Raw genomic sequence first — 25081 nt, forward strand, 5'->3', positions numbered from 1 at the left:
TTCTGTATCAGCCGGATTTTAGCAGTTGGTCATACAGGGCAATGGTCTGATCACACATGTCCTGCAGGCTGAATTCAGTCACCGGGGCAATCTGCTGCGGCGTATCCATTTGCTGCCGGATGGCGTGCAGCAGCGCTGCCTGGTCATCCACATCAATTAAGCCCTGAGGATAAAGGCGATTCAGAATTTCTGCGACTCCGCCCCGATTCCAGCCAATGACAGGGGTCCCGACAGATAAAGCTTCCAGCACCGTCCGGCCAAAGGTTTCAGCCTGACTGGAAAGCGACAGCACCACATTGCTGAACGCCAGCCATTCACGGATATCCGGGCGATGCCCGGTAAAGGTGATCCGATCAGTCAGTCCCAGCGACTGAATGTTTGTTTCCAGTTCATCCAGATAAGCGGCTTTTCGGGTGTCAGCACCACCGACTACAACGGCATGCAGGTCAGGGTAGTCGGCTTGAAGTTTCTGTATCAGATGAATCAGTGTTTCATGGCCCTTTAAGCGGGTAATCCGCCCGGGCAGGCAGATTAAAAATTTATTTTCCAGCTGTGGGAAGTCCGCAAAGGTCTGGTGAATCCATTGGGCAGAAGGCTGATAGCCATGAGGAAAGGCCCTGGGATCAATTCCGCGGTAAATTCTGACAATATCTTCAGGCGGGCAGTTTTTATAATGATCAGTAATATATTTCACCACACTGTCCGAGACAGCAATTACTTTTTCTGCCTGTGTCATGATGGCGCTGTACCGGTTCACCGAATAAAAACCGTGTACAGTGCTGATCAGGTGGGGACGCTGAGCCGCCGGAATGCCTTTCAGGGCAAAATGGGTCAGCCAGGCCGGAACACGGGAACGGACATGCACAATATCCGGTTGATGCTGCTGAATCAGCCGGCGCAGCGGACGGATCTGCCATAGGCTGGACAGTGATTTTTTATGAATGGCCAGGTTCAGATGCCGGGAGCCTTCCGCTTCCAGCTGGGCGACCAGCCGTCCACCATTAGACACCACCAGTGATTCATGGCCACTGGCCACCAGTGCGCGGGCAATTTCCAGGGTGCCGCGTTCAACCCCACCACTGTTCAGTTCAGGAAGCAGTTGCATCACTTTCATTTTTATACCTTTTAAATATCTGGAAATTTAAATTCAGAACCTGAAATTGCTATCGTGGTGTGGCGGCAGGATGCCTGCGCTAAAGTGTCTGAATCGTATCTTAAACCGGAGCTGGATTCACTTTCGGTTTAAGACAGTTGTTATCTGTATCAATAAATTTCTTCATAGCCCTCTGGCCGTGTCTTAAAACGACGATGGAACCACATGTACTGAGTGGGTGCAATACGCAGCTGATTTTCAATAATCTGATTGACCCGGGTGGCATCATCGACTTCATCCTCACCTGGCAGATGGGCAACTGCTGGCTCAATCAGAATACGATATTTCGGATTCTGAATTTCCCCATGACGATAAAAATATAAGGGCACTGCAACGGCACCGGAAATTTTCAGCAGCCTGCGGTGTGCGGTAACGGTGGCTGCCGGTATTCCAAAGAAAGGCGCCATGACGCCCTGCTTAAGGCCGAAATCCTGATCCGGGCTGTACCAGATGGCATCGGTGTTTTTCAGGTGGCGGATCAGGCCCCGCATATCGTCATGATCAATCTGTGCTTTGTAAATGGTGGACCGGCAACGGTAAATCAGCATGTCCAGCAGAGGATTATTCTGTGGGCGATACACGACATCAGGATCAAAATATTTTGAGCAGATATAACCACCGGCATCCAGCAGCGTACTGTGTGTACCGAGTAACAGCACCCCTTTGCCTGCAGCCTGCGGCTGTGTAATGTGTTGCAGTCCTTCAATACTGACCCGGTTTTTAAACCACTGTGGTGAATACCAGGCATTCAGGGTTTCAAAGACACCAAGCATCATGTCCACAAATACCTGACGGGCGTTGTCCTGCACCTGATCGGCAGACCATTCCGGGAAACAGACTTCCAGGTTGCGAACTGTGGTTTTTCGCCGTGATTTTAAGTATCGAAAGGCCAGTTGACCAAGAAATGTGCCCAGTCGGTGCTGAATCGCCCACGGTAAAATGGCCAGTAGCATTAGAAACAGCATGGCAATCCAGACGCCCCAGTAGTGTGGGAGTAGAAAAGTCCAGTAAAATCTGCCGGGCTGATAGTGCTGTTGCTCGCTCATAGCTGTGGTGCGTATTCATTCAGTGAAAAGTTGTGCAGAGTGTAGCATGTTCTGTTTTTAAAGGATAAAGCAGTCAGCGGTAACCATTCAGATTAAAGCGGTAATCTGGACACATTCAGCGGGTTTTTTATGGTATTGCAGATGGTTCTGCACAGACTGCCCCCCTGATAATGAAGAAGGACCCGGCAGCAATCTTTTCTCCGGTATTTGCTATTTTGCTTTTCAGTGACTGAACACAGTAAAGGCCTGGCCACTCATCCGGAAGGACTGTGGCGAAGGCCGTGTATGTTGCTGTGAATATGAACAGCGGCTGTGTTATTTTGCCGCCGGGGTCGGGGTTCCGGTCGTTGCAGCGGTTGTGCCGGTTTCAGTTTTTGCCGCTTTTTTATGTACTGTGGCTTTATGTGTTGCAGCATGAACTGGCTTATGCTGCTGTTTCTGATGCGTGGTGACTTTAGCAGGCGCTTGCTGAACCGGGGTTGCAGCCATTGCAGAACCTGCGAAAATTGCGGTGGTGAATGCGGCAACAAGTAATGATGTAACTTTTTTCATGGTCATATTCTCACTAAATAATTCGGGATCTGAACTGGATCCGATCATCATATCCTGGTGGATTTGTATGGAAACATCATGAAGTGCTTGTAGCAAAAATCAGTAGAAATGAAATGATCATTGGTAAGATGAGAGGGGAATGGTAAGTGTTTTGATTTTTTAAGTTTTATTTAATTTTAATCAGTAAGGTGTTGCCGTCATTTTAACCTGAATTGAGTCTGGGCAAAAACAAAGCACAGCCTTGTTTGCAGCGCAAGGTTTGGCATCCCCTACGCAGACTTATTCAAATTTTCAAGGCAAAATGTGGCAATGAAAGTTTTTTGTAATCAAACAACTAATTTCTTCATACAATTGATTTAATTAAGAGAAATTATATTCATGTGTATGAGTTTTTTGACGGGCTTATTATGTGTTGTTGGTTTTAATGTCGGCAGGCTCAATAAAAACTCCGCATCTTTGCGGAGTTTTTATTTGGAGATTTTAAAAGAATTAACCTTTGCTCATTTCTTCTAATGCATCCCAGCGTTCCATTTTTTCAAGCATCAGTTCGTCAATCTCGCCAAGTCGTTGCGACGCTTTGGTCGCTGCATCTGCATCAGTCACAAACCAGGAACCATCTGCAAGTTTTGCAGTCAATTCAGATTGTTCTTTTTCCAGAGCTGCAATTTCTGCAGGCAATTGTTCCAGTTCACGCTGATCCTTATAGCTCAGTTTGACTTTCTTTGGCTGTGTCGCGGTGGTCTGAGCCGCTGCTTCAGCTTTGGCCTGTGCTTTTTTGACATCGGCTTTCTGGTCGACCACTTTTTCATCCGGGCGCTGCTGTAAATAGTCCTGATAACCACCGATGTATTCAGCAATATGCCCTTTACCATCAAATACCCAGGTGGATGTCACCACATTGTCCATAAATGCACGGTCATGGCTGATCAGCAACAGTGTGCCTTTGTAGTCGCCAAGCATTTCCTCCAGTAATTCGAGGGTCACCATGTCCAGGTCATTGGTGGGCTCATCCATCACAATAAGATTAGACGGTTTAAGCAATAACTTCGCCAGAAGGATACGATTACGCTCACCACCTGAAAGTGCTTTTACGGGGGTACGTGCACGCTCAGGTGAGAATAAAAAGTCTTGTAAATAGCTGTAGATATGACGGCGACTACCATTAACATCGACAAAGTCTGAGCCTTCAGACACATTGGCCATGACTGATTTTTCAAGGTCCAGCGCATTACGTAACTGGTCAAAATAAGCCACTTCCAGCTGAGTCCCGGTTTTGACCGAACCACCGTGTTCCAGTTCACCCAGAATGGCTTTGATCAGTGTGGTTTTACCTACACCGTTATCACCGACCAGGCCAATGCGGTCACCACGCATGACCAGTGCGGAAAAGTCCGCAATAATAGGTGGCTGGTCGCCAAAGGCTACACTTAAATGTTCAATGTCGAACACCAGTTTGCCGGAACGGCTGGCATCCTGCGTTGCCATGCTGACTTTGCCCTGCTGGGAGCGACGGGCCCTGGACTCTTCACGCAATTCTTTTAAGGCACGTACCCGGCCTTCATTCCGGGTACGGCGGGCTTTAATGCCCTGGCGGATCCAGGCTTCTTCTTCTGCCAGTCGTTTGTCAAACAGCGCATTCTGCTTTTCTTCGGCTTCCAGCTGCTGCGCTTTCAGCTCCAGGTAACGCGAGTAGTTGCCTTCATAGCTGCGCAGTGTGCCACGGTCCAGTTCCACAATCCGGGTGGCAATGCTGTCCACAAAAGAACGGTCATGTGAAATAAATAATAAGGTTAAGTTGTTCTGGTCCAACAGGAATTTTTCCAGCCACTCAATACTTTCAACGTCCAGATGGTTGGTCGGTTCGTCCAGTAACAGCACATCCGGCTGGGTCAGTAATGCCCGGGCCAGCAGCACGCGACGCTTACGACCGCCGGACAGGTCGGCAAGGTCGGCATGCGGATCCAGGCCCATCTTGCTTAAAATTGAATTGACTTTATTTTCCAGTGCCCAGCCATCGAGCTGATCCAGTTCATGCTGCAGGTTGCCCATGCGGTCACAGGCTTCCATATCGCCCAGTACACAGGCGTCGCTTGCTTCATGATATTGTTTTAAAACCCTGGCGGCTTCTCCTGCACCATCGGCCACAATGTCGGCGACTTTGCCGGAATTCATGGGGACATCCTGTGCCAGCATGGAAATACTGATACCATTTTGCAGGGTGACTTCACCGCGGTCCGGGAGTAGACTTCCCTCAATCAGCTTAAGTAAGGTAGACTTGCCCTCACCGTTACGGCCAATTAAACATACCCGTTCGCCACGTTCCAAAGTAAAGTTCGCGCCATCGAGCAGGAATGGCCCGCCAAATGCAAGCTGAACATCCCTTAATGTAATATAGGCCATATGGTTTCCTGAAATATCCTGAAATGAGGACTAAAAAATGACTGAGCAAAATAATCCTGATGATCAGGCGTCATTTTCCGCACTCATGGAAGATTTGCAAGTCCGAATTGCATTTCTGGATGATTTAGTTGAACAACTTAATGACCAGGTGGTGCAACAGGGTTCCGAAATCGCTGATTTAAAAAAACAAATGCAGCTGTTATATCGCCGTGTTGAATCTTCTGATCTATCGGACGGGATTGCCGCATTTGATCCACTGACCAACCGGCCACCACATTATTAATCTGTCATGATGTTGCATGAGTCATCATCCACTGTTTATGGATGATTGCTGTATTGTGCATCGATTGCCTCTAAAAAGTGAATGGATGTATTCAGCGGCATTATCCAATATAATCTTGCGTTTTATATTCAGCTTATGCAACTCTAATATGGGAATAAAGGGTGAATTATGGAACATACGGGTCTCTGGGTTGCATTGGTCATTATCATTTTTGTGCTTGGCTCGGTGCTGGGGTTGAAAGTCAGTCCCAGAGAAAAAGCACTGGGTTTAATGCGGGACAGTGCCCGGAAAATGGGTTTGCATCCAAGACTGATTGCAGCACCTGAGTGGACACATGTGCCGATGGCGACAGAAAACCGGGCCAGTATGGTGGCCTATTACAGCGTACTGATTCCTGAGGCCCGTTTGCCTTTAATGCGTGCCCGGGTGCAGGATCAGACCCTTCAGGTGGTACAGGGCGATGAAAAATTTACTGATTTGCCCATTGCATTAAAAGGGATTTATGCTATTGATATGCAGGCAAACTGTGTAGGTCTTTACTGGGATGAAGAATCTGACCTTAAGGCAATACAGTTGAATGACATGAAAGCGTATTTACTTCAGCTGGCGGCAATTTAACTTTTAATCGATACACAGGAAAAACGATTCACTATGGCGAAAGCTCCTCAGTCCACATCCGGAAGCACTACAGCTAAATCCCATGATACGAAAAATAAGCGTGCCTTAGTGATTGTGGAGTCGCCGGCAAAAGCGAAAACCATTAATAAATATTTAGGTTCAAACTACATTGTAAAATCTTCGGTGGGTCATGTGCGTGACCTGCCCACAGGCGGATCGGCCAGAACTACAGAAAAAAAACCGGTGACCCGGGCAAAACTGACCGATGCACAGAAGGCTGAAAAAGCACAGCATGCATTGGTCAATCGGATGGGCGTGGACCCGGAACATGACTGGAAGGCACATTATGAAGTGCTTCCGGGCAAGGAGCATGTGGTTGCAGAGCTGAAAAAACTGGCGTCGCAGGTCGACGAAGTTTACCTGGCAACGGATCTGGACCGTGAAGGAGAGGCCATTGCCTGGCATCTGAAAGAAGTCATTGGTGGAGATGATTCCCGCTACCAGCGTGTGGTCTTTAACGAAATTACTAAAAATGCCATTCAGGAAGCCTTTAAGCATCCCGCCCGGCTGGACACCGATAAAGTCAATGCCCAGCAGGCCCGCCGTTTTCTGGACCGTATCGTCGGTTTTATGATTTCACCGCTGTTGTGGGAAAAAATTGCCCGTGGCCTGTCGGCCGGTCGGGTTCAGTCGGTTGCGGCCAAACTGGTGGTGGAACGTGAGCGTGAAATTCGGGCCTTTGTTCCGGAAGAATACTGGCAGGTCTTTGCAGATACGCAGTCCCAGAAAGATGATATTCGTCTGGAAGCAGTCAAACAGGGCGGTAAAACCCTGAAGCTTCAGAACAAGGCACAGACCGATGCCTTGCTGAAAATTCTGACTGATGCTGAATATAAAGTTGCAAACCGCGAAGACAAACCGACAAAAGTCAATCCGAGTGCGCCCTATATCACATCGACGCTGCAACAGGCAGCAAGTACCCGTCTTGGTTTTTCAGTCAAGAAAACCATGATGCTGGCACAGCGCCTGTACGAAGGCGGTTTTATCACCTATATGCGTACCGATTCGACTTTCCTGAGTGATGACGCCGTCAATATGGTACGGGCTCATATTGAATCTGAATTCGGTGAAAAATATTTACCGGCTAAACCCAATCGCTATGGTAACAAAGCCGGTGCACAGGAAGCACATGAGGCCATCCGTCCATCCAGTGTTGCCCTGAAAGGCGATCAGCTGGCCGGTGCTGAACGTGACGCACAGCGTTTATATGATCTGATCTGGCGCCAGTTTGTGGCCTGTCAGATGACCGCCGCAGAATATCTGTCGTCCACAATTCTGGTGGACGCCAGTGGGGTGGAGCTCAAAGCCAGAGGGCGTACCCTGGTATTTGACGGTTTTACCCGGGTCCGTGGTGCCAACAAGTCGGATGATGACGTGTTGCTGCCGGCTGTGAAGGTCGGTGAAGTGCTTGAACTTAAAAAACTGGATCCATCTCAGCATTTTACCAAACCACCGGCACGCTTTACCGAAGCCTCACTGGTCAAGGAACTGGAAAAACGTGGCATTGGCCGTCCGTCGACCTATGCGGCGATTATTTCCACCATTCAGGACCGGGGTTATGTCAAACTGGATAACCGCCGTCTCTTTGCCGAAAAAATGGGCGAGATTGTTACAGACCGCCTGGATGAGAACTTCAATAATCTGATGAACTATGCCTTTACCGCCGATCTGGAAGGTCAGCTGGATAAGGTGGCCATGGGTGAGCGGAACTGGAAAGAGTTACTGGACAGTTTCTACGGCGACTTTAAGAAACGTCTGACCACGGCACAGGGGGAGAACGGCATGCGCCGCAACCTGCCAGTGGAAGTGGCGGCCGTGGGCTGTCTGATCTGTGGCCGTCCGATGCAGATTCGTACCGGGACCACCGGAGTATTTCTGGGATGTTCCGGTTATAACCTGCCGCCGAAGGAACGCTGTAAGGGCACCCAGAATCTGACGCCGGTTGAGTCACTGGCGATATTGTCTGATGACGATGGCGCCGAAACAGCCGATCTGATGTCCAGGAAGCGCTGTCCGGTCTGCGGGACAGCCATGGACAGTTATGTGATTGATGGTGGCCGGAAACTGCATATTTGCGGAAATAACCCGGATTGTAATGGTTATGAACTTGAAGAAGGCGAGTTTAAAATCAAGGGCTATGATGGCCCGACCATTCCATGTGATAAATGCGGCGGCGAGATGCAGCTTAAAACTGGTCGTTTTGGTCCGTATTTTGCCTGTACCAGCTGTGACAATACCCGCAAGGTGCTGAAAAATGGTCAGCCGGCACCTCCCCGGGTGGATCCGATTAAAATGGAACATTTACGCTCTACAAAGCATGATGATTTCTTTGTACTGCGTGATGGTGCTGCGGGTCTGTTCCTGGCTGCAAGTAAGTTTCCGAAAGTCAGAGAAACCCGTGCACCTAAAGTTGCAGAATTGCGTACGGTTGCCGATCAACTGGATGCGAAATACCAGTTTATCCTGGAGGCTCCGGACACGGACCCGGAAGGCAATCCGACCCTGGTGAAATTCAGCCGTAAAAATCAGGCGCAGTATGTAGGTTCTGAAACGCCGGAAGGTAAGCAGACCAAGTGGAGCCTGGTGTATCAGGATGGTAAATGGGCCGAGGCCTGATGGCACCCGCTGCGGTGACTGATGAAAAATGCCGGCTTTGTCCGGCATTTTTTATGGATAATGCGGATGCAGATTTAATACAGACAATATGATTCAAATGAATGAACAATAAAGATAATCTAAAAAGTCCTCAGGAGAAAATAAATGATGAAAACTGTGGGTAATGATCTGGTCCGCCATCAATTACATGAAAATCGAAAATGGTATCTGATACTGGGCGTTCTATTGGTTATTTTTGGCCTGGTGCTGTTGGCGTCGCTCAGTTTTGCCACGCTGACGGTGGTTGCATTGTTTGGTCTGCTGATGATGACTGGTGGTGTCCTGCATCTGATTGCCGCATTTAAAATTTTTGATGGCGGCTATCGCTGGTTATGGGCATTATTTGGTGTACTCTACCTGATTGCCGGTTATTATGCATTTAAATCACCCATTACCACTGCTGTGGTGCTGACCAGTTTACTGGCCATTGCTTTATTGATTGGTGGTTTTATCCGGATTATCAATGCTTTTATGCTGAAACCCATGTCGGGTTGGGGATGGACCCTGCTTTCCGGTATTCTGACGCTGGCGACCGGTATTATTATTCTGGCATCACCGGATTCACCGTTCTGGGTACTGGGCCTGTTCCTGGGGATTGATATTCTGTTTCAGGGGATTAACTACCTGACATTTGCGGCTGCGATTAAACAGATTCCGCCCAGCTCGGCAGATATGTAGTCCTATAGGAAATCATAAAAAAACAAACACATGTTGTGCCTGGTGCTGCAAACCCTGGTATTAAAAACAAGGCGATGCCCTATTTTTTCTCAGGGTTTGACCTGAAAACGACTGCTGATGGCAATCCTGTTCCAGACATTAATGACAATGGCCAGCCATTCAATGGCATTGATTTCATCACTGGATAAATGCTGAGCCGCCTGGGCATACACATCGTCTGCCAGCTGATGCGCAGAGATCAGGGTGATTTCTTCAATCAGCTGTAATGCTGCCTGTTCTTTGTCATTGAAATATTCTGTTTCGCGCCATGCATTCAGCAGGACAACACGGTCAACGCTTTCACCGGCTTTCAGTGCGTCCTGGGTATGCATTCGGATGCAGAATGCGCACTGATTGACCTGAGATGCTCTTAATTTCAGTAGATGGGAAAAACCTTCGGCAATACCGGCATCCTTCATTTTCTGGCTGGTCATCTGATCCAGTTCTGCAACTTTTTTATAAAGGTCCGGTGCAGCTTTAGCCAGATTGATATGTTCCATGAGTTGTCCTGTTTGTTCTGATGATGAGTGAAGGATCAGTGTAAACCAGCTGTGATTTCAGTGAAGCTGATCTTAAAAAATATTTACAGGAATTTATGGCATGACCAGTATGGATGAAGGCAAAGCGGTATTTCCAGTTGCCGCATGACCGAATCAGTTGATTACTGCAGATATAGCTCTGTTAAACTGTCAGTATTCAGCATTGTAACGCAGATTAGAGATTTATGAGTTTAGCCGCCCTGATTGATGAATTAAATCCTCAGCAAAAACAAGCTGCAACCACTCAGGCAAAACACAGTCTGGTCCTTGCCGGTGCCGGCTGTGGCAAAACCAAAACCATTGTTGCACGTGCTGCCTATTTAATTGATCAGGGCATTCCAGCCAGTCAGATCCAGATTCTGACCTTTACCCGTCGTTCGGCCAGTGAAATTGTGGCACGTGTGGAACTGGCACTTGGGTCACAGGCAAAAGGACTGCGGGCTTCCACTTTCCATACATTCTGTATGTATCTGCTGCGCCGTGCGCCGAAAGCTTTCGGACTGGATCAGTTTTCCATTATCGATCGTGATGATCAGATCATGATGTTCCGACTGATCCGTGGCAGGGACGACAAAAATCATCCCAATGCGCTGCCGAAACCACAACAGCTCTGTGACCTGTATTCCTTTGCCCGAAATACCCGTCAGAAGCTCAGTCTGGCACTGGAAAAGCAGCACCCGGAATTTCTGCAATACAGGGATCAGATTGCAGCGATCATGAAGGAATATGAAAGCCGTAAACGGGCACGCAGTTTCCTGGATTACGATGATATTCTGGCCGTGGTGGCAACGGCGCTGGTTCAGTCCGAAGGGCTGGTGGATTATGTGGCATCATTGTGCCAGCACATGCTGGTGGATGAAATGCAGGATACCAATCCATTGCAATGGGCCTTGCTGGAGCCATTAAAAAACCGGACCCATCTGTTCTGTGTCGGTGATGATGCACAGTCCATCTATGGTTTTCGTGGTGCGGATTTTGAGAATATTCATCATTTCAGGGACCGTGTACCGGATGCGCAGATTTTTAAACTGGAACAAAATTATCGCTCCACCCAGCAGATTCTGGATTTATCCAACTGGCTGCTTGAGCAGAGCCCGATTCATTATGATAAACATCTGCAGGCGTACCGTGGCGATGGCATTAAACCCCGCCTGCATATTTTTCCCAATGAATTTGATGAAGCCAAATGGATTGCCATTGATATTCAGGAACGTCATATATTGCAGGGGAGCAGTTGGCATGAACACATGGTGCTGGTGCGTTCAGCCTTTGCTGCACGGCACATAGAAGCGGCGTTTATTCAGGCCGGGGTTCCCTACCGTTTTATTGGCGGTATGAAGCTGCTGGAAACCGCGCATGTCAAAGATCTGCTGAGTTTATTACGGGTGATTGCCAATCCACTGGATGATATTGCCTGGATGCGGTTTCTGACCCTGTGGAATGGCGTAGGGGATGTCGGCGCCAGCAAACTGTCGCATCAGCTGTTGCAACAACCGGGCAATGATTTACTTTTTACACAACTGGAAAAATTTGGCCGCATTCCTGAACAGACCCTGCTGATGATGAAACAGATGCAGGTGCTGAAGGATCAGGTGGAAGCCTGCGTTGGTCTGGCCGTGGAAGCACTGTCTGCACAGCTTGAGGAAAACTATGCCAAAAAGGATTGGTCAAAACGGCGGGGGGATTTTGAACTGGTCAAACAACTGGCCTCGAAACACTCACAATTGAGTGAGTTTCTGGAAGAATACGTACTGGACCCGGTTTCAATCAGCGAGATTGAACGCCAGTCCCAGGATGAAGTGGTCACCCTGATCACCATTCATTCTGCAAAGGGAACCGAACAGAATGTCTGCTATGTGGCCAATGTTTCTGCCGGGCAATATCCGCATGCACGTGCGCAGGGCGATTTTGATGCAGTTGAAGAAGAACGCCGGGTGTTATATGTGGCTTTAACCCGCGCACGGAACGAATTGATTCTGACTAAACAGAACCTGAACCTGTGGGCCAGGGACCAGGTGGATGAGCAGGGACGGAAAATTGAAAGTTATTTTCTGAATGATTTAAGCCGCAATTTATGTATGACCGAAACACATTACAAAACACGTCAGCAGACCGTAAAAAGTACTTTAATGGAACGCCAGGAGATTAATTTAGATTTTGGCATCGATCTCGATTAAACTGTGCAAATAAATGATGATTTTCAGGCAAAAAGTTGCATATAAATGCTTTTTGATACTTTTTGCCTGCTTGATAAGGTTGTGAAATGAAAATTTTAGTCCGTAGTCTGGAACGCAGTGTAACAGAAGCTGAACTGCTGGAGTTGTTTCAACAATATGGCAGCGTAGACTCCTGCACACTGGTCCTGGATGCTGTGACCGGGAAGTCAAAAGGTTTTGCCTTTGTGGAAATGCCGCATGGACGTGAAGCTGTGAAAGCCATAAAAGGCCTGAATACCTTGCGCCTGCATGGGCATGGTATTCGGGTAAAGGCCGCTGAGGATGACAAGGCCTGAACCATCCTGGTGATTATGTACCAGGAACCATCACCAGCTGTAGAGCTGGTTTTTTATTTCATTTCTTTTACTGATTTCATGAGCTGGTCCTCAGGCTGACTTATTTTTTATCTGATCTCAGACCACCTGTCCGAAAAAACAGCGTATAAAAGCCAGTCTGAAAAAGAGAAACAGATAAAATACTGATTAAAATAAATACACTGGTTTGAATGTGACTGTTTGTAACAAAATGTCTGTAAAGAATTATTACCATTAAAATTAAAATGTTGATGGATAAACCGGCAATTCTGTTTCTATAATGCAGACAATGCATTGAATAACAATTAATTTCTGCTAATGAATTTCATATTACAACACATCCACGCCGAAATGGACCGGCTCGGGCTGAGTGCCCGCAACCGCAGCCTGCACATCCAGTTTTCAGACCCGGGCCTGAACCTGCAGCTGTTCCTGCAGCGCATCGACGCCGAACACGCCCTCAATGCCGGGCTGAAGGCCGAACTGCTGTGCCTGTCCATCAATGCCCATATCGAACTGAAACAGCTGATCGGCTGCCGGGTGGCCGTGGACACGGTAACCGACCTGGGGCAACTGCACCGCATCAGCGGCATCATCACCGGGGCGGAAGCCGGCCAGTCGGACGGTGCGCTGAGCATCTACCGGCTGCAGCTGCAGGATGCCACGGCACTGTGGGAAAAACGCCGCAACAGCCGGGTGTTCATGAACAAAAGCGTACCGCAGGTGGTGGAGATCCTGTTCCGGGAATGGCAGCAGCGCAGTCCGCTGTTTGCCGCGTCACTGCAGCTGGACACCCGGGGCCTGAGGGAGGATTACGACATCCGGCCTTTCATCATGCAGAGCATGGAAAGCGATGCGGCATTCATCCAGCGCCTGCTGATTTCCGAATCCATCAACAGCCTGATTGACGAAAGCGAGCCGGTCCCGGCAGACGTGACCAGCCCGATCCAGCCGCAGCTGCTGCGGCTGATTGACGACAACCGCCACTACCGCGCACTGATGCGGGGCAGCATCCGCTACCACCGCAGCGATGCCACCGAAGCCCGGGACAGCATCGACAGCTTCAGCGCACAGCGCAGCCTGCAGCCGACCGCAGTCCACATCCAGCGCTGGCAGGCGGAAGGCCTGTACCGGCAGGACGGCAGCGGTTCAGTGCAAAGCCTGCATCAGCACTCGGCCCAGCACAGCGTGGCCCGGCTGGGCCTGGAGGATGCCCGGCAGGATAGCCCGGCGTGGACAGCGGACCTCAACGGAGACGACGGTGCCACCCGCGCCGGCAACAGCCAGCCGGAACGGCTGAACCTGCACCTCAGCCGGCTGCACGAACTGCGGGCAAAACAGTTCACGGCAGAGGGCAGCGTCCGCGATGCCCGGGTGGGCTACTGGTTTGAACTGGAACACCACCCGGAACTTCAGCGGCATGACCGGTCTGAGCGGGAACTGCTGATCACGGCAAAAAGCTACTGGCACGAGAACAACCTGCCCAGAGCACTGCAGCAACAACTCAATGCCCTGCTGACCGACCGGGAACGGCAGACTCACCACAGCACCCGACCACAACACCAGCGCAGCCGGCTGAGCCTGATCCGGCGGCAGATCCCGATGGTACCGGACTACGACGCCCGGCAGCAGCCGGTGGCGCATCCGCAGCGGGCCCGGGTGGTGGGTCCGAAAAGCGAGGAACTGCACACTGACCGGTGGGGCCGGATCAAAGTCCGCTTCCTGTTCACCCGTGAAGACGACCATGCCCATGACGGCGGTGCCGGAACCAGGGACAACGACAGCGACTCCGCCTGGGTGGATGTCCTGACCCCGTGGGCCGGGGATGGCTACGGCGCACGCTTTCTGCCGCGGGTTGATGAAATCGTGGTGATCCAGTTCTTTGACGGCAACGTGGACCGTCCCTACGTGGCCGGTCGGCTGCACGAAGGCCATCGGTCCCCGGCCCGCTTTGACGGACTGGGCCAGCTGCCGGACACAAAAAAGCTCAGCGGCATCCGTACCCGGGAAGTGGATGGCACGGACTGGAATCAGTTACGCTTTGACGACACCCGGGATCAGGTCAGTGCACAGCTACAGAGCAGCCATGCATCAAGCCAGCTGAACCTGGGTAATTTAAGCCATCCGAAGGATACGTTACAGGACGGTAATGACAGGAGTCCCGGCCGTGGTGAAGGCTTTGAACTCCGGACGGACCGGTGGGGAGCCCTGCGGGCCGGTGAAGGCCTGCTGCTGAGTACGCATGCACGCAGGCGGGCCGAAGGCAGCCACCTGGATGCGGCAGAAGCCCGTCAGCAGTTACAGTCCGGGCTGGAGAGTGCCACGGCGCTGAGTGAAAACGCAGAAAGTCAGCAGGCCAGCCCCTTACCGGTACTGGATCGTCTGAAAAACCTGCTGGAACAGATACAGCAACAGGATGAAGACCAGGCAGCATCCTTTAAACAGGCGCTGATGCTGTTGTCCAGTCAGGACAGCATGGCACTGGCCTGTGACAGGGACCTGCATATCAGTGCCGAGGGACAGCTGAGTCAACAGGCCGGCGGCAGCATCAGCGCCAGCACGCAGAACAACCTGATTGCGCAGGCGAGCGGTAAAATTGATCTGTATGCGGCACAGGGTGACATCAGTGCCGTAGCGGCCAGCGGAAAAGTCAGTATTCAGGCGCAGGCCCGTGAAATGGACGTGACTGCCTGTCAGGACATCCGGATCATGTCCACTGAGGCGGCAACTTACATTACCAGTCCAAAGGGCGTCAGTTTCAAGGCAGGTGGTTCCGAGCTGAAAATAGAAGGATCGGGTATTTTCCCGACCACCGGCGGAATATTTAAAATCCATGCCGGGCAGGTGCTGCTGGAGGGGGGCAAGACGGTGCAGGTGACATCACGAAAATTTAATACATCGCCGTGCTATTTGGCCTATCAGATTACTGATACCGTCGGAGAACCCCTGAAAAATAAAAACTATGCCATGTATATGGCGGACGGCACCGTAAAGAAAGGCGTGACCAATGCCAGTGGGGAAACTGAAAAAATAAAAACATCAGGTCCGCAAAAAGCCAATGTACTGATGGATGATGAAGATCATCAGGGTTACCGGGTTTCAAAGATGAATGACAATGAATAACAAGGGTGGCTTATGAAAACCCCATATCAATTCCAGCTGTTTGCCGGTCAGTCCAGTAAAACCCCTCTGTCCGGTGTTGCATACAGCGTGTTGGCCAGGGGGCAGATACTGGTGCAGGGGAAAACAACGGCACAGGGTAAAACTGCAGTCTTTGAAGTGGATGTTTCCACTATGGTCAGGCTGCTGATCTTCAATCCGAAAATGAACAATGGCAAGGGCGGCTACCTGGTGCCATCCGTGCATGAATATGCTGATGCAGGTGCCATTTTACTGAATAATCCAACGGTGGATCAGCTCAGCCGTGTGGGCAGTACACCGCTGAACTTTGAATATGGGCTTCCCGGCAGTGCAGGTCAGCGGACGCAACAGAGCACGCCACTTGTTTTAAAATCTGCAGGAAACCGTCCGTCTGCATCATCTCAGCCGGTGACGCCGATGCTCAGTAAACCGCCACCGGTGAAGGTGGTCGCACTGCGGCTGAAATCTCATATTATGGTCGAGCTGAAAGACCATTTAAAACACAGCTATAAAACCCGGCTGAACTATGATGTACTGGACCGCAATGGAGTCATCCTCAGGGAAAATAACCGGGAGCTGAAACAACTCAGAACGCGGGCAGCCGGGCTGACCGGGCAACACTACAGTGAACAGCCGCTGAAATTCAGATTTTATGGCGGTGATCTGGGCAAGGTCCGGGTGGTGACCGAAGCAGTGCAGCCATTTTTTGAACATCAGGGGCTTTTTGTCACCCAGTATGTCAAAACAGTGCAGGCAGTGACGGCACCGGATGAAAAAAACACCGTCTTACTGGCCGGTAAAAAGAATATCCCGGTGATTGTTGATCCGGTCAGCAATGAAATCTACGTACTGAGTCCTGACGATTTCAGATCATTCAATGAGATTTCAACCAGCCTGTCGACGGTATTCAACCATCTGCACCAGAGCCGCGAAAGACTGAATACCCTGATGGCGCTGGAGTCCAGAACCCCGGAGCAGATCAGGGAAGCTGAGAAAAACATGGGCATTGCCCAGGATGAAGCCATTCAGATGCTGAATCAGAAATTTAAAAACAAGGCTGATCTGAAGGAAGTACTGGCATTTGAGCTGTTTACGACTGCAGATGGGCAGCAGAAGCTGAATGCAGTGCGTAAATATACCAGTCAGAGTCAGCATCTTCAGAACAAAAACAACCGTCAGAATAAATTTGAATACCAGCTGAAATATCAGGTGCCCTGGAAAAACTCGCCGGATACCCCGAAGGCCGGCATCAGGGAAGGCACGGCCATGACCATTGACAGTGATCAGTTCAAAGAAAAATTCATGGAGACCATCCAGGATATTCACGTCGAAATTTATAAAACCAAGGGGGGGAAGTCGGCCACCTGGGTGCCTGACCCGAAAATATTCGGCATTACCTCTACAGAACTGGCGGAAAGCTATAAAACCAGTGAATCCTCCACGGTGGATGTGCAGGCGCAGTGGCTGCGTCTGGTTGCCGGCACCGGCTATGATGGTACGGTGAAATGGGGAACCAAAGGCTTTCAGGCGTCCGGTTCGGCCTATGCCCAGGCCAGAATGGTGCTGCTGGAAGGTAAGAAAAAGTGGTTATGGGCCTATCCGAGCCTGAACGGCTGGATTATGGAAGTGGATGACACCCCACTGGGGGCAATCCGTTTTATCTGCGGTGCGGAAATTTATGGTTTTGCCGGTGCAGTTTTTGCAGCCTCTGCGGCCTTTGCAGTGACTGCCGGCAATGAAGGCACCAGCCAGATGCTCTCCAGTGTGGCCCGGGACCCGAAGGCCACCATTGCAGACAGTGTCAGGAACGGACGGTCTGTTTTAAAACTGAAAAAAGGCCAGATGGATGACAAAATTTCCCCGGATAATCACTTCAATGCCGGTATTGACGCCTTTGCCGGCATGCAGGCCAGTATTACCCCCTTTGGCGGGCTGCAGTGGCTGGACCCTGAGAATCCGAAAGACTTTACCGACCTGGCCAGAATCTCCCCGACGCTGGGCTTAAGTGCCGGGATTGGCGGCAGTGCCGATTTTAAACTGTATTATAAGGATGGAGCATTCCGTTTCCGGGCCAGTATTGCTGCCTGTTATGGGGTTGGAGGCAAGGGTTCACTGGAGTTTATGGTGGACTTTAAGAATATCAGCATGCTGATCCGGTTTATTGCCTACCAGCTGACCTATGCCTCCTTTAAACATTTGATCTATATGCTGCATGACGATTTTATGCTGCTGCATAAAGTCAGTATGATGCTGCCGTTTGAAAATGAAAATATTCTAACATCGAGTATTCAGGATATTCTTGACCGTTTTAAACTATTTACCTCAAGAATGCAGGTTGCAGAGCAGCGGATAAAAATTGTCAGGAAAATAAACAGCGACGTATCGCAATGGCTGAAATACCTGAGTCCGGAAAGCCGTGGCTGTTATTTATATCATATCACCCGGCATGGTCTGATCAGCCGCATGCTGGACCCTGCAGAAAGTGAGGGCTGGTGGCTGATGGCAAACCTGAAGGAACATGAACTGCCTGAACATAAACAGGCAGTAATTAACCTGTTTAAAAGTGTGACTGTGGTCAGTCACTGGACCAATACCCTGCAGCACATGAGCCCAGAGGGTGAGAAATCCAGCAAAAGCATCGCCGAAAATGAGAAGGAGTTGCTGCAATTTTTAAACCTGGGAAGTAACGGGGTATTGCCCTTGGCCAATTTGCAGGAGATTATTGCCCTGATTAACCAGGACCATGCCTTTCCGGCCAATTATCGCTCGGGCAATACATATATCGATGAATATCTGAAAATGCGTGGCCAGCGGATACTGGCCTATCCCAAGGATTATAAGATTGCCAGCTTTAATACCCAGGAGTTCCGCCAGGTACAGATTGCCCAGCACTTACAAAAACCGGAGCTGTTTATGGCAAAGGCTCCACGGCCAATTGAGGAGCTGGATATGGAAAGTTATACATCGACATCTAAAGAGCAAACATGGATGGCATAATGCCATCCACAGATTTTATCTATTTGCTTATTTGTTTAAAAAGGGCTGAGCTGCATTGGAAGCGCAACGCACGGAAGTTGCACTATTGGGATTCAGGTATTTAATACCATCCTTATCATCCTTATCAAACTGTCGATTGGGTTCCATTCCCTTCCTGTAAATGGTGGTGACGCTGCCGCCCCATTGCAGACTCTGTGCCGCACCGACCTGACGAGTACTACGCACAGATTTCAGTGTGCCGGTGGCCGGACCCTGCGGATTCTGTTCGGGTGAAGTTTTATAATAGGTCGGATCAAACCAATCCGACATCCATTCATAATTGTCCGTGGCCATGTCATAGAAACCCAGTGGGGTGGGGGGGAATTTACCCAGAACGGGAAGTTTAAGTCCCTCTGCATCTGGCACAGATTTACTAAACTCACGTCTCTGTTCATCACTCCACACATTACGGCCCAGTTCATATTCACCATTGTCGGTGGGGTAGATGATATACTGACCACGATTTCTCGCTGTATATTCCCATTGGGCTTCGGTGGGCAGATTCATCGGTACACCGACCTGCTGGCCCAGCCACTGGCAGTAGTCCTGAGCCTGCTGCCAGCTGATTCCAGCCGGGGCATTCGGCTGTCTATATATTTTTGCGATTTCCTGCATACCGACTTTGGGCAGTCCGATGGCTTCGCTATAGATATCGAAGTCCTCAAAGGTGGTTTTATAGGCGTTCAGGCTGAAACTGTCCAGCGTAACTTTATGTACCGGCATGGCTGCATACAGACCGGTAATCGGCAGTTTATCCTTGCGGGTGATGGGTCCGAAATCGCCCATCATGAAGGAGCCGCCTTCGACAAAAATCATATTTTTTTTAGTTTTTTGTACCAGTTGCTGAATTTTCTGCTGCAGTTCAGGAGACGGAGTTTTCTGTGCGGTATCTGCAGTTCTGGCGCAGGCGGCCAGGGCGACGCCGGCCAGCAGGATCAGGGCGATATGCTGTTTGATCATGTTAAAGTCTAATGCTCCTGTGCTGGGAATATCGTTGTGATGACATATTTTTTTTGATGTAAAAAGTCAGTTGAATTAAGCCATTCTAAACGACTGTGTCGGAGAGATAAAGCGGGGGTCTCCAGTACATGCCGTATGTGAAGGGCGACTATACATATATTGACGCCTATTTGCAGATGCGTGGCCAGCGGATACTGGCCTATCCTAAGGATTATAAAATTGCCAGCTTTAATACCCAGGAGTTCCGCCAGGTGCAGATTGCCCAGCACTTACAAAAACCAGAGCTGTTTATGGCACAGGCTCCACAGCCGATTGAAGAACTTGATATAACAAGATATACCGAAACTGATACTAAAACATGGATCACCTAATGGCCATCCATGTTAAGTGAGGGCGATTTATTTTTGTTCGATAAATGGTTGAGAATGGTTTGAAGCACAACGTGCTGAAGTTGAGCCATTTATATTGATATATTGTGGATTCTCTTGATCATCTTTATCAAATTGTGGATTAGGTTCTTTACCACCTCGGTAGATTGTGGTGACACTTCCACCGATTTGCAGACTTTGGGCAGCACCAACTTGGAAGGTACTGCGAATAGATTTTAATGTGCTTGTTGCAGGGCCCTGTGGATTCTTTTCAAGTGAGTCTTTATAATAGTTTGGATCAAACCAGTCCGACATCCATTCATAGCCATCAGTGGCTAGATCATAGAAACCCAATGGGGTTGGCGGGAATTTACCCAGAACTGGGATTTTCATTCCATCAGCCTCTGGAACAGATTTACTAAATTCACGTCTTTGCTCATCACTCCAGACATTACGGCCCAGTTCGTACTCTCCATTATCAGTTGGGTAAATAATGTATTCACCACGATTCCGTGCTGCATATTCCCACTGGGCTTCGGTCGGAAGGTTCATCGGAATCTCCACTTGTTCACCTAACCATTGACAATAATCATGGGCCTGTTGCCAACTGATCCCAGCCGGTGCATTAGGAACACGTTTAATTTTAGAGATTTCTTGCATCCCGACTTTGGGTTGTCCTGTTGCTTCAGTATAAATATCAAAGTCTTCAAAGGTGGTTTTATAGGCATTCAGGCTGAAACTGTCCAGCGTAACTTTATGTACCGGCATGGCAGCATACAGACCGGTAATCGGCAGTTTGTCCTTACGGGTGATGGGTCCGAAATCGCCCATCATGAAGGAGCCGCCTTCGACAAAAATCATATTTTTTTTAGTTTTTTGTACCAGTTGCTGAATTTTCTGCTGCAGTTCGGGGGACGGTGTTTTCTGTGCGGTATCCGCAGTTCTGGCGCAGGCGGCCAATGCGACGCCGGCCAGCAGGATCAGGGCGATATGCTGTTTGATCATGTTAAAGTCTAATGCTCCTGTGCTGGGAATATCGTTGTGATGACATATTTTTTTTGATGTAAAAAGTCAGTTGAATTAAGCCATTCTAAACGACTGTAGCGGGGAGATAAAGTAGGGTCTCCAGTTGATGCCGTATGTGAAGGGTGACTATTTAGTGCCAGTACTGCTGACAAAAGGCTGAGCTGCGTTAGAGGCACATCGAACAGCTGTTGCGTCATTAGGGTTAAGATATTTTACATCTTCTTCACGAATTTTAGGTTGAGGATTTTCACCACGACGGTAAATGGTGGTGACACTGCCGCCCCATTGCAGACTCTGTGCCGCACCGACCTGATAGCTGCTGCGGACTGATTTCAGTTCGCCACTGGCAGGTCCCTGTGGATTATGTTCCGGGGAGTTTTTATAATAGGTCGGATCGAACCAGTCTGACATCCATTCATAGCTATCAGTAGCCAGGTCATAAAAACCCAATGGGGTTGGAGGAAATTTTCCTAAGATAGGTATTGGCATATCTACACCAACAGATTTTTTAATTTCACGTCTCTGTTCATCACTCCAGACATTACGGCCCAGTTCATATTCACCATTGTCAGTGGGGTAAATCACATACTGACCACGGTTCCTTGCCGCATATTCCCACTGGGCTTCGGTGGGCAGGGTCATGGGGATGCCGACCTGCTGGCCCAGCCACTGACAGTAGTCCTGGGCCTGCTGCCAGCTGATCCCAGCCGGGGCATTGGGTTGACGAAAGTATTTAGAAACCTGTTGGGTACTGATTTTGGGCAGTCCGATGGCTTCGCTGTAAATATCAAAATCTTCAAAGGTGGTCTTATAGGCGTTCAGGCTGAAACTGTCCAGCGTAACTTTATGTACCGGCATGGCTGCATACAGACCGGTAATCGGCAGTTTATCCTTGCGGGTGATGGGTCCGAAATCGCCCATCATGAAGGAGCCGCCTTCGACAAAAATCATATTTTTTTTAGTTTTTTGCACCAGTTGCTGAATTTTCTGCTGCAGTTCGGGGGACGGTGTTTTCTGTGCGGTATCCGCAGTTCTGGCGCAGGCGGCCAATGCGACGCCGGCCAGCAGGATCAGGGCGATATGCTGTTTGACCATGTTAAAGTCTGATGCTCCTGTGCTGGGAATATCGTTGTGATGACATATTTTTTTGATGTAAAAAGTCATTTTAATTAAGCCATTCTAAACGACTGTGGCGGGGAGATAAAGTGGGGGCTGGGAATGCTTGTCGGTTCGCAACTGCAGCAGGGACTGACCATCTGTTGGATAGGAACTTCGCACCACCTTCAGGGTGCCTGTGGCCGGACCCTGTGGATTTTTCTCAGGGGATTTGCTGTATGCTGGAATATAGGCGATTTGTACATTATGCGTTTCAGCAAGCTATTCTATTTACCGGCCTTTATGAATGGATGGATTGTTCAGGATCAAAAGATGCCCTGACTCAGGTAAATTCCGGAATAAATACTCAAGCCATACTATAAATAGCTTTCTGTCACATAAACCCTGAAAAACCATTGGTGACAAAAAAACTGTATGGGGCATTCGACCTTTCACTTGTGTTCAAAACGATGTCGCCATATATTCAGTTATTTTTACGCTCAGCCTGGGGGGGGCTCCACCTCATGCTGTTGGCTACTTTCTTCATCCTTCGCCAGAAAGCAGACCCCGGCAAAAATTAAAACAGCGCCCAGGACCTTGGTCAGTGTCAGGGGCTCATTAAACAACCATACAGAAATGAACATTACACTGATCAACTCAAGGTGTGAGGCGGCAAAAGCCGGACCAATCGGAGCATGTTTCAGTAAATTCAGCCAGATAAAAAAAGCACCGATATAACCAATAAATGCACCATAAATCCACGGATGAGAAAACACCCGGACCAGCCATGCCCAGTCAAAAGTCAATGGCATGGCATGGATGGAAGCCAGTTTAAAACTGAGCTGGGCCAGCGTGTCAAAAGCCATTAATATCAGAAAACCGGTAATGTAAAATTTTCTCATGCCCCAATCCCCACAATGGCTACTCCCAATGCAATCAGAGCAATGCCCACCAGTCTGTTGCGGGTCAGTTTTTCCTTAAAGAACATCCGGCCTGCGAACATGATCACCACGATATTTATACAGCCCAGCATGACACCAATGGACAGCGGAACAAGGGATAAAAAGGCCAGCCAGACCACAAACTCAACTATATAGCAAATGATGCCCAGCCATAGCCAGGGACGCTGCACGATAAATTTCCAGTGGGCCAGGCCCTGGTTGGTTCTGCTTTCAAAGGCAGCAGCCTTAAAGGCCAGCTGTCCGACGGTGTCAATTGCAATGGTCAGCGCCCATACACTCAATACTAAAGTATTCATGTGGGAATACGGAGCTGGTGCCGGCTGTCTTTCAATGCGACAGCAGGGTTGTCAGGCAGGACCTTTGATTTGTGGTCAGTCTGCTGATAATGCTGAATGAAGTGAATGGATTCTTCAATAACCTGTTTGCGGTCATTGTCCAGGGTAATCATATGATAACTGTGATATAGCCATACCAGATGCCTGGGGCCCTGAACCCGGTCATAAATCAGCTGACTATTGCGCCGGTGTGCAATATCGTCAGCATGGGCATGCAATGCCAGTGTAGGGGCTGTAATGCGATATAAACACTTGCGGACATGCTGTGATAAACGCTGTAACTGGTACAGCGCATGCCACGGGTTACCGGGTAAGCCTGCTTCACTGCTGTCACCGCTGTTCATGGCCTGAACAATACGTGAGCGTAATGCCTTGTTTTTTATGCCGTAGGGCTCAGCCTCATTAAACGTGCATTCCCGGCAAATATTCAGATGATACACCACAGGCAGGACAATCGGGGCCAGTAATTTTGACCATTGTGGAATACTCCAGCCGTCATACTGGAACGTGGGGCTATAGCTGATGACACCGGCAACAGGATAAGTCGAAGCATATTTTAAAGCCAGTAATGCACCCATTGATAACCCGGCAACGAATAACTCATCGACATATTGTTTTAATTTTTCGGCAGCCTCACAGACACTTTTGAACCAGTCTTCCCAGCGGGTCTGTACCAGATCGCTGACCTCTCCACAGTGGCCTGCCAGCTGTACGCCATGGACACTGTAGCCGGCCTGATGAAATGTTCTTGCAATGCCGCGCATTTCGTTTGGCGTGCCTGTCAGGCCGTGTATCAGTAAAATCCCGGTACGATTTCCTGCTAAAAAAAATGAATGATCCTGCATTATGTAATCACCATGGCTGAATCATCCAGTTCAAAATCACTGTGTAATAATTTGGCCAGCGGGCGATAAATGTCTGAAAAACCGCTGAATGCAGTATGGGGGATATGATGCTCCCGGCAATGCTGTATTAAACTTTTTTTGGCAAAAACATAATCTGCAGCTGCGGCCAGGCAGAAGTCCGAGCGCCCGTCACCAATTAAAATAATATGCTCCCGGGGGTATTGCTGAGCAACTTTACATTTGCATGTTCCGCTCTGGCTGATGCAGTTTGCATTTTCATTGGGAAATTCAAGCTGCCATGTTCTTTCCGCTGTTTGTACCAGTCGATTGGCGATTACGGGTAAGTGTTGCAGATGATGTTTCTTTAAAATATGGCGGATCACCAGGTCCATGCCGTCGCTGACAATGGTCAGGGGAATCTGAAATTGTGTGGTGATTTTGACCAGTTCCATAAACCCGGGGTCAATTTCAATACGATCCAGACATTGATGCAGTTCATTGACAGACATGTCAAGCAGTGCGATTTGTTGTTGCAGGCACAGCTTTGAACCGATGTGTCCCTGTAACCATTGTTGCTCTATTTCCTGCCATCCCGGTTGTGCAAAATGTTCAAGTAGCTGATCCGTGGTGTCCGTCAGGCTGATCGTCCCATCAAAATCACATAAAATATGCCAGGGAACAGTACCGTCCGTGTGGTAATTTTGACTGATTAGGAACATAAATGGCCTCTCACATTTAAAAGGTTTTACAGGGAATAATG

General features: G+C 49.3%; 21 protein-coding genes. 9 read left to right on the top strand and 12 right to left on the bottom strand.

The annotated features are described in order from the left end of the window. Nucleotides 1-7: 7 nt before the first annotated feature. The 4 genes from ACT6PV_RS02495 to ACT6PV_RS02510 all read right to left on the bottom strand — a co-directional run bounded on the left by ACT6PV_RS02495 (nt 8) and on the right by ACT6PV_RS02510 (nt 5151). Nucleotides 8-1114, bottom strand: a complete 1107-nt coding sequence (locus ACT6PV_RS02495; protein ID WP_445114922.1) for a glycosyltransferase family 4 protein — start codon at nt 1112-1114, stop codon at nt 8-10. 149 nt (nt 1115-1263) lie between these two features. After that, nucleotides 1264-2199: an LpxL/LpxP family acyltransferase gene (locus tag ACT6PV_RS02500; protein WP_445114923.1), complete on the bottom strand. Its 936-nt coding sequence runs from the start codon at nt 2197-2199 to the stop codon at nt 1264-1266. Nucleotides 2200-2514: 315 nt separating this feature from the next. Continuing rightward, a complete protein-coding gene (locus ACT6PV_RS02505; RefSeq protein WP_445114924.1) occupies nt 2515-2751 on the bottom strand; it encodes a hypothetical protein in 237 nt (78 codons plus the stop codon). A gap of 489 nt (nt 2752-3240) precedes the next feature. Further along, nucleotides 3241-5151: an ATP-binding cassette domain-containing protein gene (locus ACT6PV_RS02510; RefSeq protein ID WP_445114925.1), complete on the bottom strand. Its 1911-nt coding sequence runs from the start codon at nt 5149-5151 to the stop codon at nt 3241-3243. A gap of 37 nt (nt 5152-5188) precedes the next feature. Between ACT6PV_RS02510 and ACT6PV_RS02515 the strand changes: the two genes are divergently transcribed. The 4 genes from ACT6PV_RS02515 (at nt 5189) to ACT6PV_RS02530 (ending at nt 9445) form a co-directional block, all read left to right on the top strand. Next, nucleotides 5189-5434, top strand: coding sequence for a SlyX family protein (locus ACT6PV_RS02515; RefSeq protein ID WP_445114926.1), 246 nt, complete (start codon nt 5189-5191; stop codon nt 5432-5434). Between the two features lie 168 nt (nt 5435-5602). After that, nucleotides 5603-6052 (top strand): ammonium transporter, encoded by a 450-nt coding sequence (locus ACT6PV_RS02520; protein ID WP_445114927.1) that lies wholly within the window; start codon nt 5603-5605, stop codon nt 6050-6052. 33 nt (nt 6053-6085) lie between these two features. Next, on the top strand, nt 6086-8728 hold the full coding sequence (topA, locus tag ACT6PV_RS02525) for a type I DNA topoisomerase (RefSeq protein WP_445114928.1): 2643 nt from the start codon (nt 6086-6088) through the stop codon (nt 8726-8728). Between the two features lie 144 nt (nt 8729-8872). Continuing rightward, nucleotides 8873-9445 (top strand): HdeD family acid-resistance protein, encoded by a 573-nt coding sequence (locus ACT6PV_RS02530; RefSeq protein WP_445114929.1) that lies wholly within the window; start codon nt 8873-8875, stop codon nt 9443-9445. Between the two features lie 89 nt (nt 9446-9534). On the opposite strand, the gene ACT6PV_RS02535 is transcribed toward ACT6PV_RS02530, so the two are convergent. Further along, the gene (locus ACT6PV_RS02535; RefSeq protein ID WP_445114930.1) at nt 9535-9984 is read right to left on the bottom strand and encodes a carboxymuconolactone decarboxylase family protein; all 450 of its coding nucleotides are present in this window, start codon (nt 9982-9984) and stop codon (nt 9535-9537) included. A 224-nt stretch (nt 9985-10208) separates the two neighbouring features. Between ACT6PV_RS02535 and ACT6PV_RS02540 the strand changes: the two genes are divergently transcribed. The 4 genes from ACT6PV_RS02540 to ACT6PV_RS02555 all read left to right on the top strand — a co-directional run bounded on the left by ACT6PV_RS02540 (nt 10209) and on the right by ACT6PV_RS02555 (nt 18691). Next, nucleotides 10209-12200, top strand: coding sequence for an ATP-dependent helicase (locus tag ACT6PV_RS02540; RefSeq protein ID WP_445114931.1), 1992 nt, complete (start codon nt 10209-10211; stop codon nt 12198-12200). 86 nt (nt 12201-12286) lie between these two features. After that, nucleotides 12287-12535, top strand: coding sequence for an RNA recognition motif domain-containing protein (locus ACT6PV_RS02545; protein ID WP_445114932.1), 249 nt, complete (start codon nt 12287-12289; stop codon nt 12533-12535). Nucleotides 12536-12871: 336 nt separating this feature from the next. Continuing rightward, nucleotides 12872-15676, top strand: coding sequence for a type VI secretion system Vgr family protein (locus tag ACT6PV_RS02550; RefSeq protein ID WP_445114933.1), 2805 nt, complete (start codon nt 12872-12874; stop codon nt 15674-15676). A 12-nt stretch (nt 15677-15688) separates the two neighbouring features. Next, nucleotides 15689-18691, top strand: coding sequence for a hypothetical protein (locus tag ACT6PV_RS02555; protein ID WP_445114934.1), 3003 nt, complete (start codon nt 15689-15691; stop codon nt 18689-18691). A 27-nt stretch (nt 18692-18718) separates the two neighbouring features. Here ACT6PV_RS02555 and ACT6PV_RS02560 read toward each other — a convergent pair whose 3' ends face one another. After that, nucleotides 18719-19690, bottom strand: coding sequence for a formylglycine-generating enzyme family protein (locus ACT6PV_RS02560; RefSeq protein ID WP_445114935.1), 972 nt, complete (start codon nt 19688-19690; stop codon nt 18719-18721). Between the two features lie 128 nt (nt 19691-19818). Between ACT6PV_RS02560 and ACT6PV_RS02565 the strand changes: the two genes are divergently transcribed. Continuing rightward, complete coding sequence (locus ACT6PV_RS02565; protein ID WP_445114936.1) at nt 19819-20061, top strand: hypothetical protein; 243 nt, start codon at nt 19819-19821, stop codon at nt 20059-20061. Nucleotides 20062-20088: 27 nt separating this feature from the next. Here ACT6PV_RS02565 and ACT6PV_RS02570 read toward each other — a convergent pair whose 3' ends face one another. From ACT6PV_RS02570 to ACT6PV_RS02595, 6 genes are all read right to left on the bottom strand, one after another. Beyond that, entirely contained in the window at nt 20089-21063 is a 975-nt protein-coding gene (locus ACT6PV_RS02570; RefSeq protein ID WP_445114937.1) for a formylglycine-generating enzyme family protein, read from the bottom strand. A gap of 147 nt (nt 21064-21210) precedes the next feature. After that, nucleotides 21211-22179, bottom strand: a complete 969-nt coding sequence (locus tag ACT6PV_RS02575; protein WP_445114938.1) for a formylglycine-generating enzyme family protein — start codon at nt 22177-22179, stop codon at nt 21211-21213. Between the two features lie 500 nt (nt 22180-22679). Then, nucleotides 22680-23081: a DMT family transporter gene (locus ACT6PV_RS02580; protein WP_445114939.1), complete on the bottom strand. Its 402-nt coding sequence runs from the start codon at nt 23079-23081 to the stop codon at nt 22680-22682. Then, nucleotides 23078-23437, bottom strand: a complete 360-nt coding sequence (locus ACT6PV_RS02585; RefSeq protein WP_445114940.1) for an EamA family transporter — start codon at nt 23435-23437, stop codon at nt 23078-23080. The genes ACT6PV_RS02580 and ACT6PV_RS02585 overlap by 4 nt, the downstream gene beginning before the upstream one ends. Continuing rightward, entirely contained in the window at nt 23434-24324 is an 891-nt protein-coding gene (locus tag ACT6PV_RS02590) for an alpha/beta hydrolase (protein WP_445117004.1), read from the bottom strand. Before ACT6PV_RS02590 ends, ACT6PV_RS02585 begins: the two co-directional genes overlap by 4 nt. Further along, entirely contained in the window at nt 24321-25040 is a 720-nt protein-coding gene (locus tag ACT6PV_RS02595) for an MtnX-like HAD-IB family phosphatase (protein WP_445114941.1), read from the bottom strand. The genes ACT6PV_RS02590 and ACT6PV_RS02595 overlap by 4 nt, the downstream gene beginning before the upstream one ends. Between the last annotated feature and the right edge of the window lie 41 nt (nt 25041-25081).

Source organism: Acinetobacter sp. WZC-1, from assembly GCF_052544965.1.

Excerpts from the sequence above, each read along its gene's own strand:
- ACT6PV_RS02495 (WP_445114922.1), bottom strand. The coding sequence starts at position 1,114 with ATGAAAGTGATGCAACTGCTTCCTGAACTGAACAGTGGTGGGGTTGAA.
- ACT6PV_RS02500 (WP_445114923.1), bottom strand. The coding sequence starts at position 2,199 with ATGAGCGAGCAACAGCACTATCAGCCCGGCAGATTTTACTGGACTTTT.
- ACT6PV_RS02505 (WP_445114924.1), bottom strand. The coding sequence starts at position 2,751 with ATGAAAAAAGTTACATCATTACTTGTTGCCGCATTCACCACCGCAATT.
- ACT6PV_RS02510 (WP_445114925.1), bottom strand. The coding sequence starts at position 5,151 with ATGGCCTATATTACATTAAGGGATGTTCAGCTTGCATTTGGCGGGCCA.
- ACT6PV_RS02515 (WP_445114926.1), top strand. The coding sequence starts at position 5,189 with ATGACTGAGCAAAATAATCCTGATGATCAGGCGTCATTTTCCGCACTC.
- ACT6PV_RS02520 (WP_445114927.1), top strand. The coding sequence starts at position 5,603 with ATGGAACATACGGGTCTCTGGGTTGCATTGGTCATTATCATTTTTGTG.
- topA (WP_445114928.1), top strand. The coding sequence starts at position 6,086 with ATGGCGAAAGCTCCTCAGTCCACATCCGGAAGCACTACAGCTAAATCC.
- ACT6PV_RS02530 (WP_445114929.1), top strand. The coding sequence starts at position 8,873 with ATGATGAAAACTGTGGGTAATGATCTGGTCCGCCATCAATTACATGAA.
- ACT6PV_RS02535 (WP_445114930.1), bottom strand. The coding sequence starts at position 9,984 with ATGGAACATATCAATCTGGCTAAAGCTGCACCGGACCTTTATAAAAAA.
- ACT6PV_RS02540 (WP_445114931.1), top strand. The coding sequence starts at position 10,209 with ATGAGTTTAGCCGCCCTGATTGATGAATTAAATCCTCAGCAAAAACAA.
- ACT6PV_RS02545 (WP_445114932.1), top strand. The coding sequence starts at position 12,287 with ATGAAAATTTTAGTCCGTAGTCTGGAACGCAGTGTAACAGAAGCTGAA.
- ACT6PV_RS02550 (WP_445114933.1), top strand. The coding sequence starts at position 12,872 with ATGAATTTCATATTACAACACATCCACGCCGAAATGGACCGGCTCGGG.
- ACT6PV_RS02555 (WP_445114934.1), top strand. The coding sequence starts at position 15,689 with ATGAAAACCCCATATCAATTCCAGCTGTTTGCCGGTCAGTCCAGTAAA.
- ACT6PV_RS02560 (WP_445114935.1), bottom strand. The coding sequence starts at position 19,690 with ATGATCAAACAGCATATCGCCCTGATCCTGCTGGCCGGCGTCGCCCTG.
- ACT6PV_RS02565 (WP_445114936.1), top strand. The coding sequence starts at position 19,819 with ATGCCGTATGTGAAGGGCGACTATACATATATTGACGCCTATTTGCAG.
- ACT6PV_RS02570 (WP_445114937.1), bottom strand. The coding sequence starts at position 21,063 with ATGATCAAACAGCATATCGCCCTGATCCTGCTGGCCGGCGTCGCATTG.
- ACT6PV_RS02575 (WP_445114938.1), bottom strand. The coding sequence starts at position 22,179 with ATGGTCAAACAGCATATCGCCCTGATCCTGCTGGCCGGCGTCGCATTG.
- ACT6PV_RS02580 (WP_445114939.1), bottom strand. The coding sequence starts at position 23,081 with ATGAGAAAATTTTACATTACCGGTTTTCTGATATTAATGGCTTTTGAC.
- ACT6PV_RS02585 (WP_445114940.1), bottom strand. The coding sequence starts at position 23,437 with ATGAATACTTTAGTATTGAGTGTATGGGCGCTGACCATTGCAATTGAC.
- ACT6PV_RS02595 (WP_445114941.1), bottom strand. The coding sequence starts at position 25,040 with ATGTTCCTAATCAGTCAAAATTACCACACGGACGGTACTGTTCCCTGG.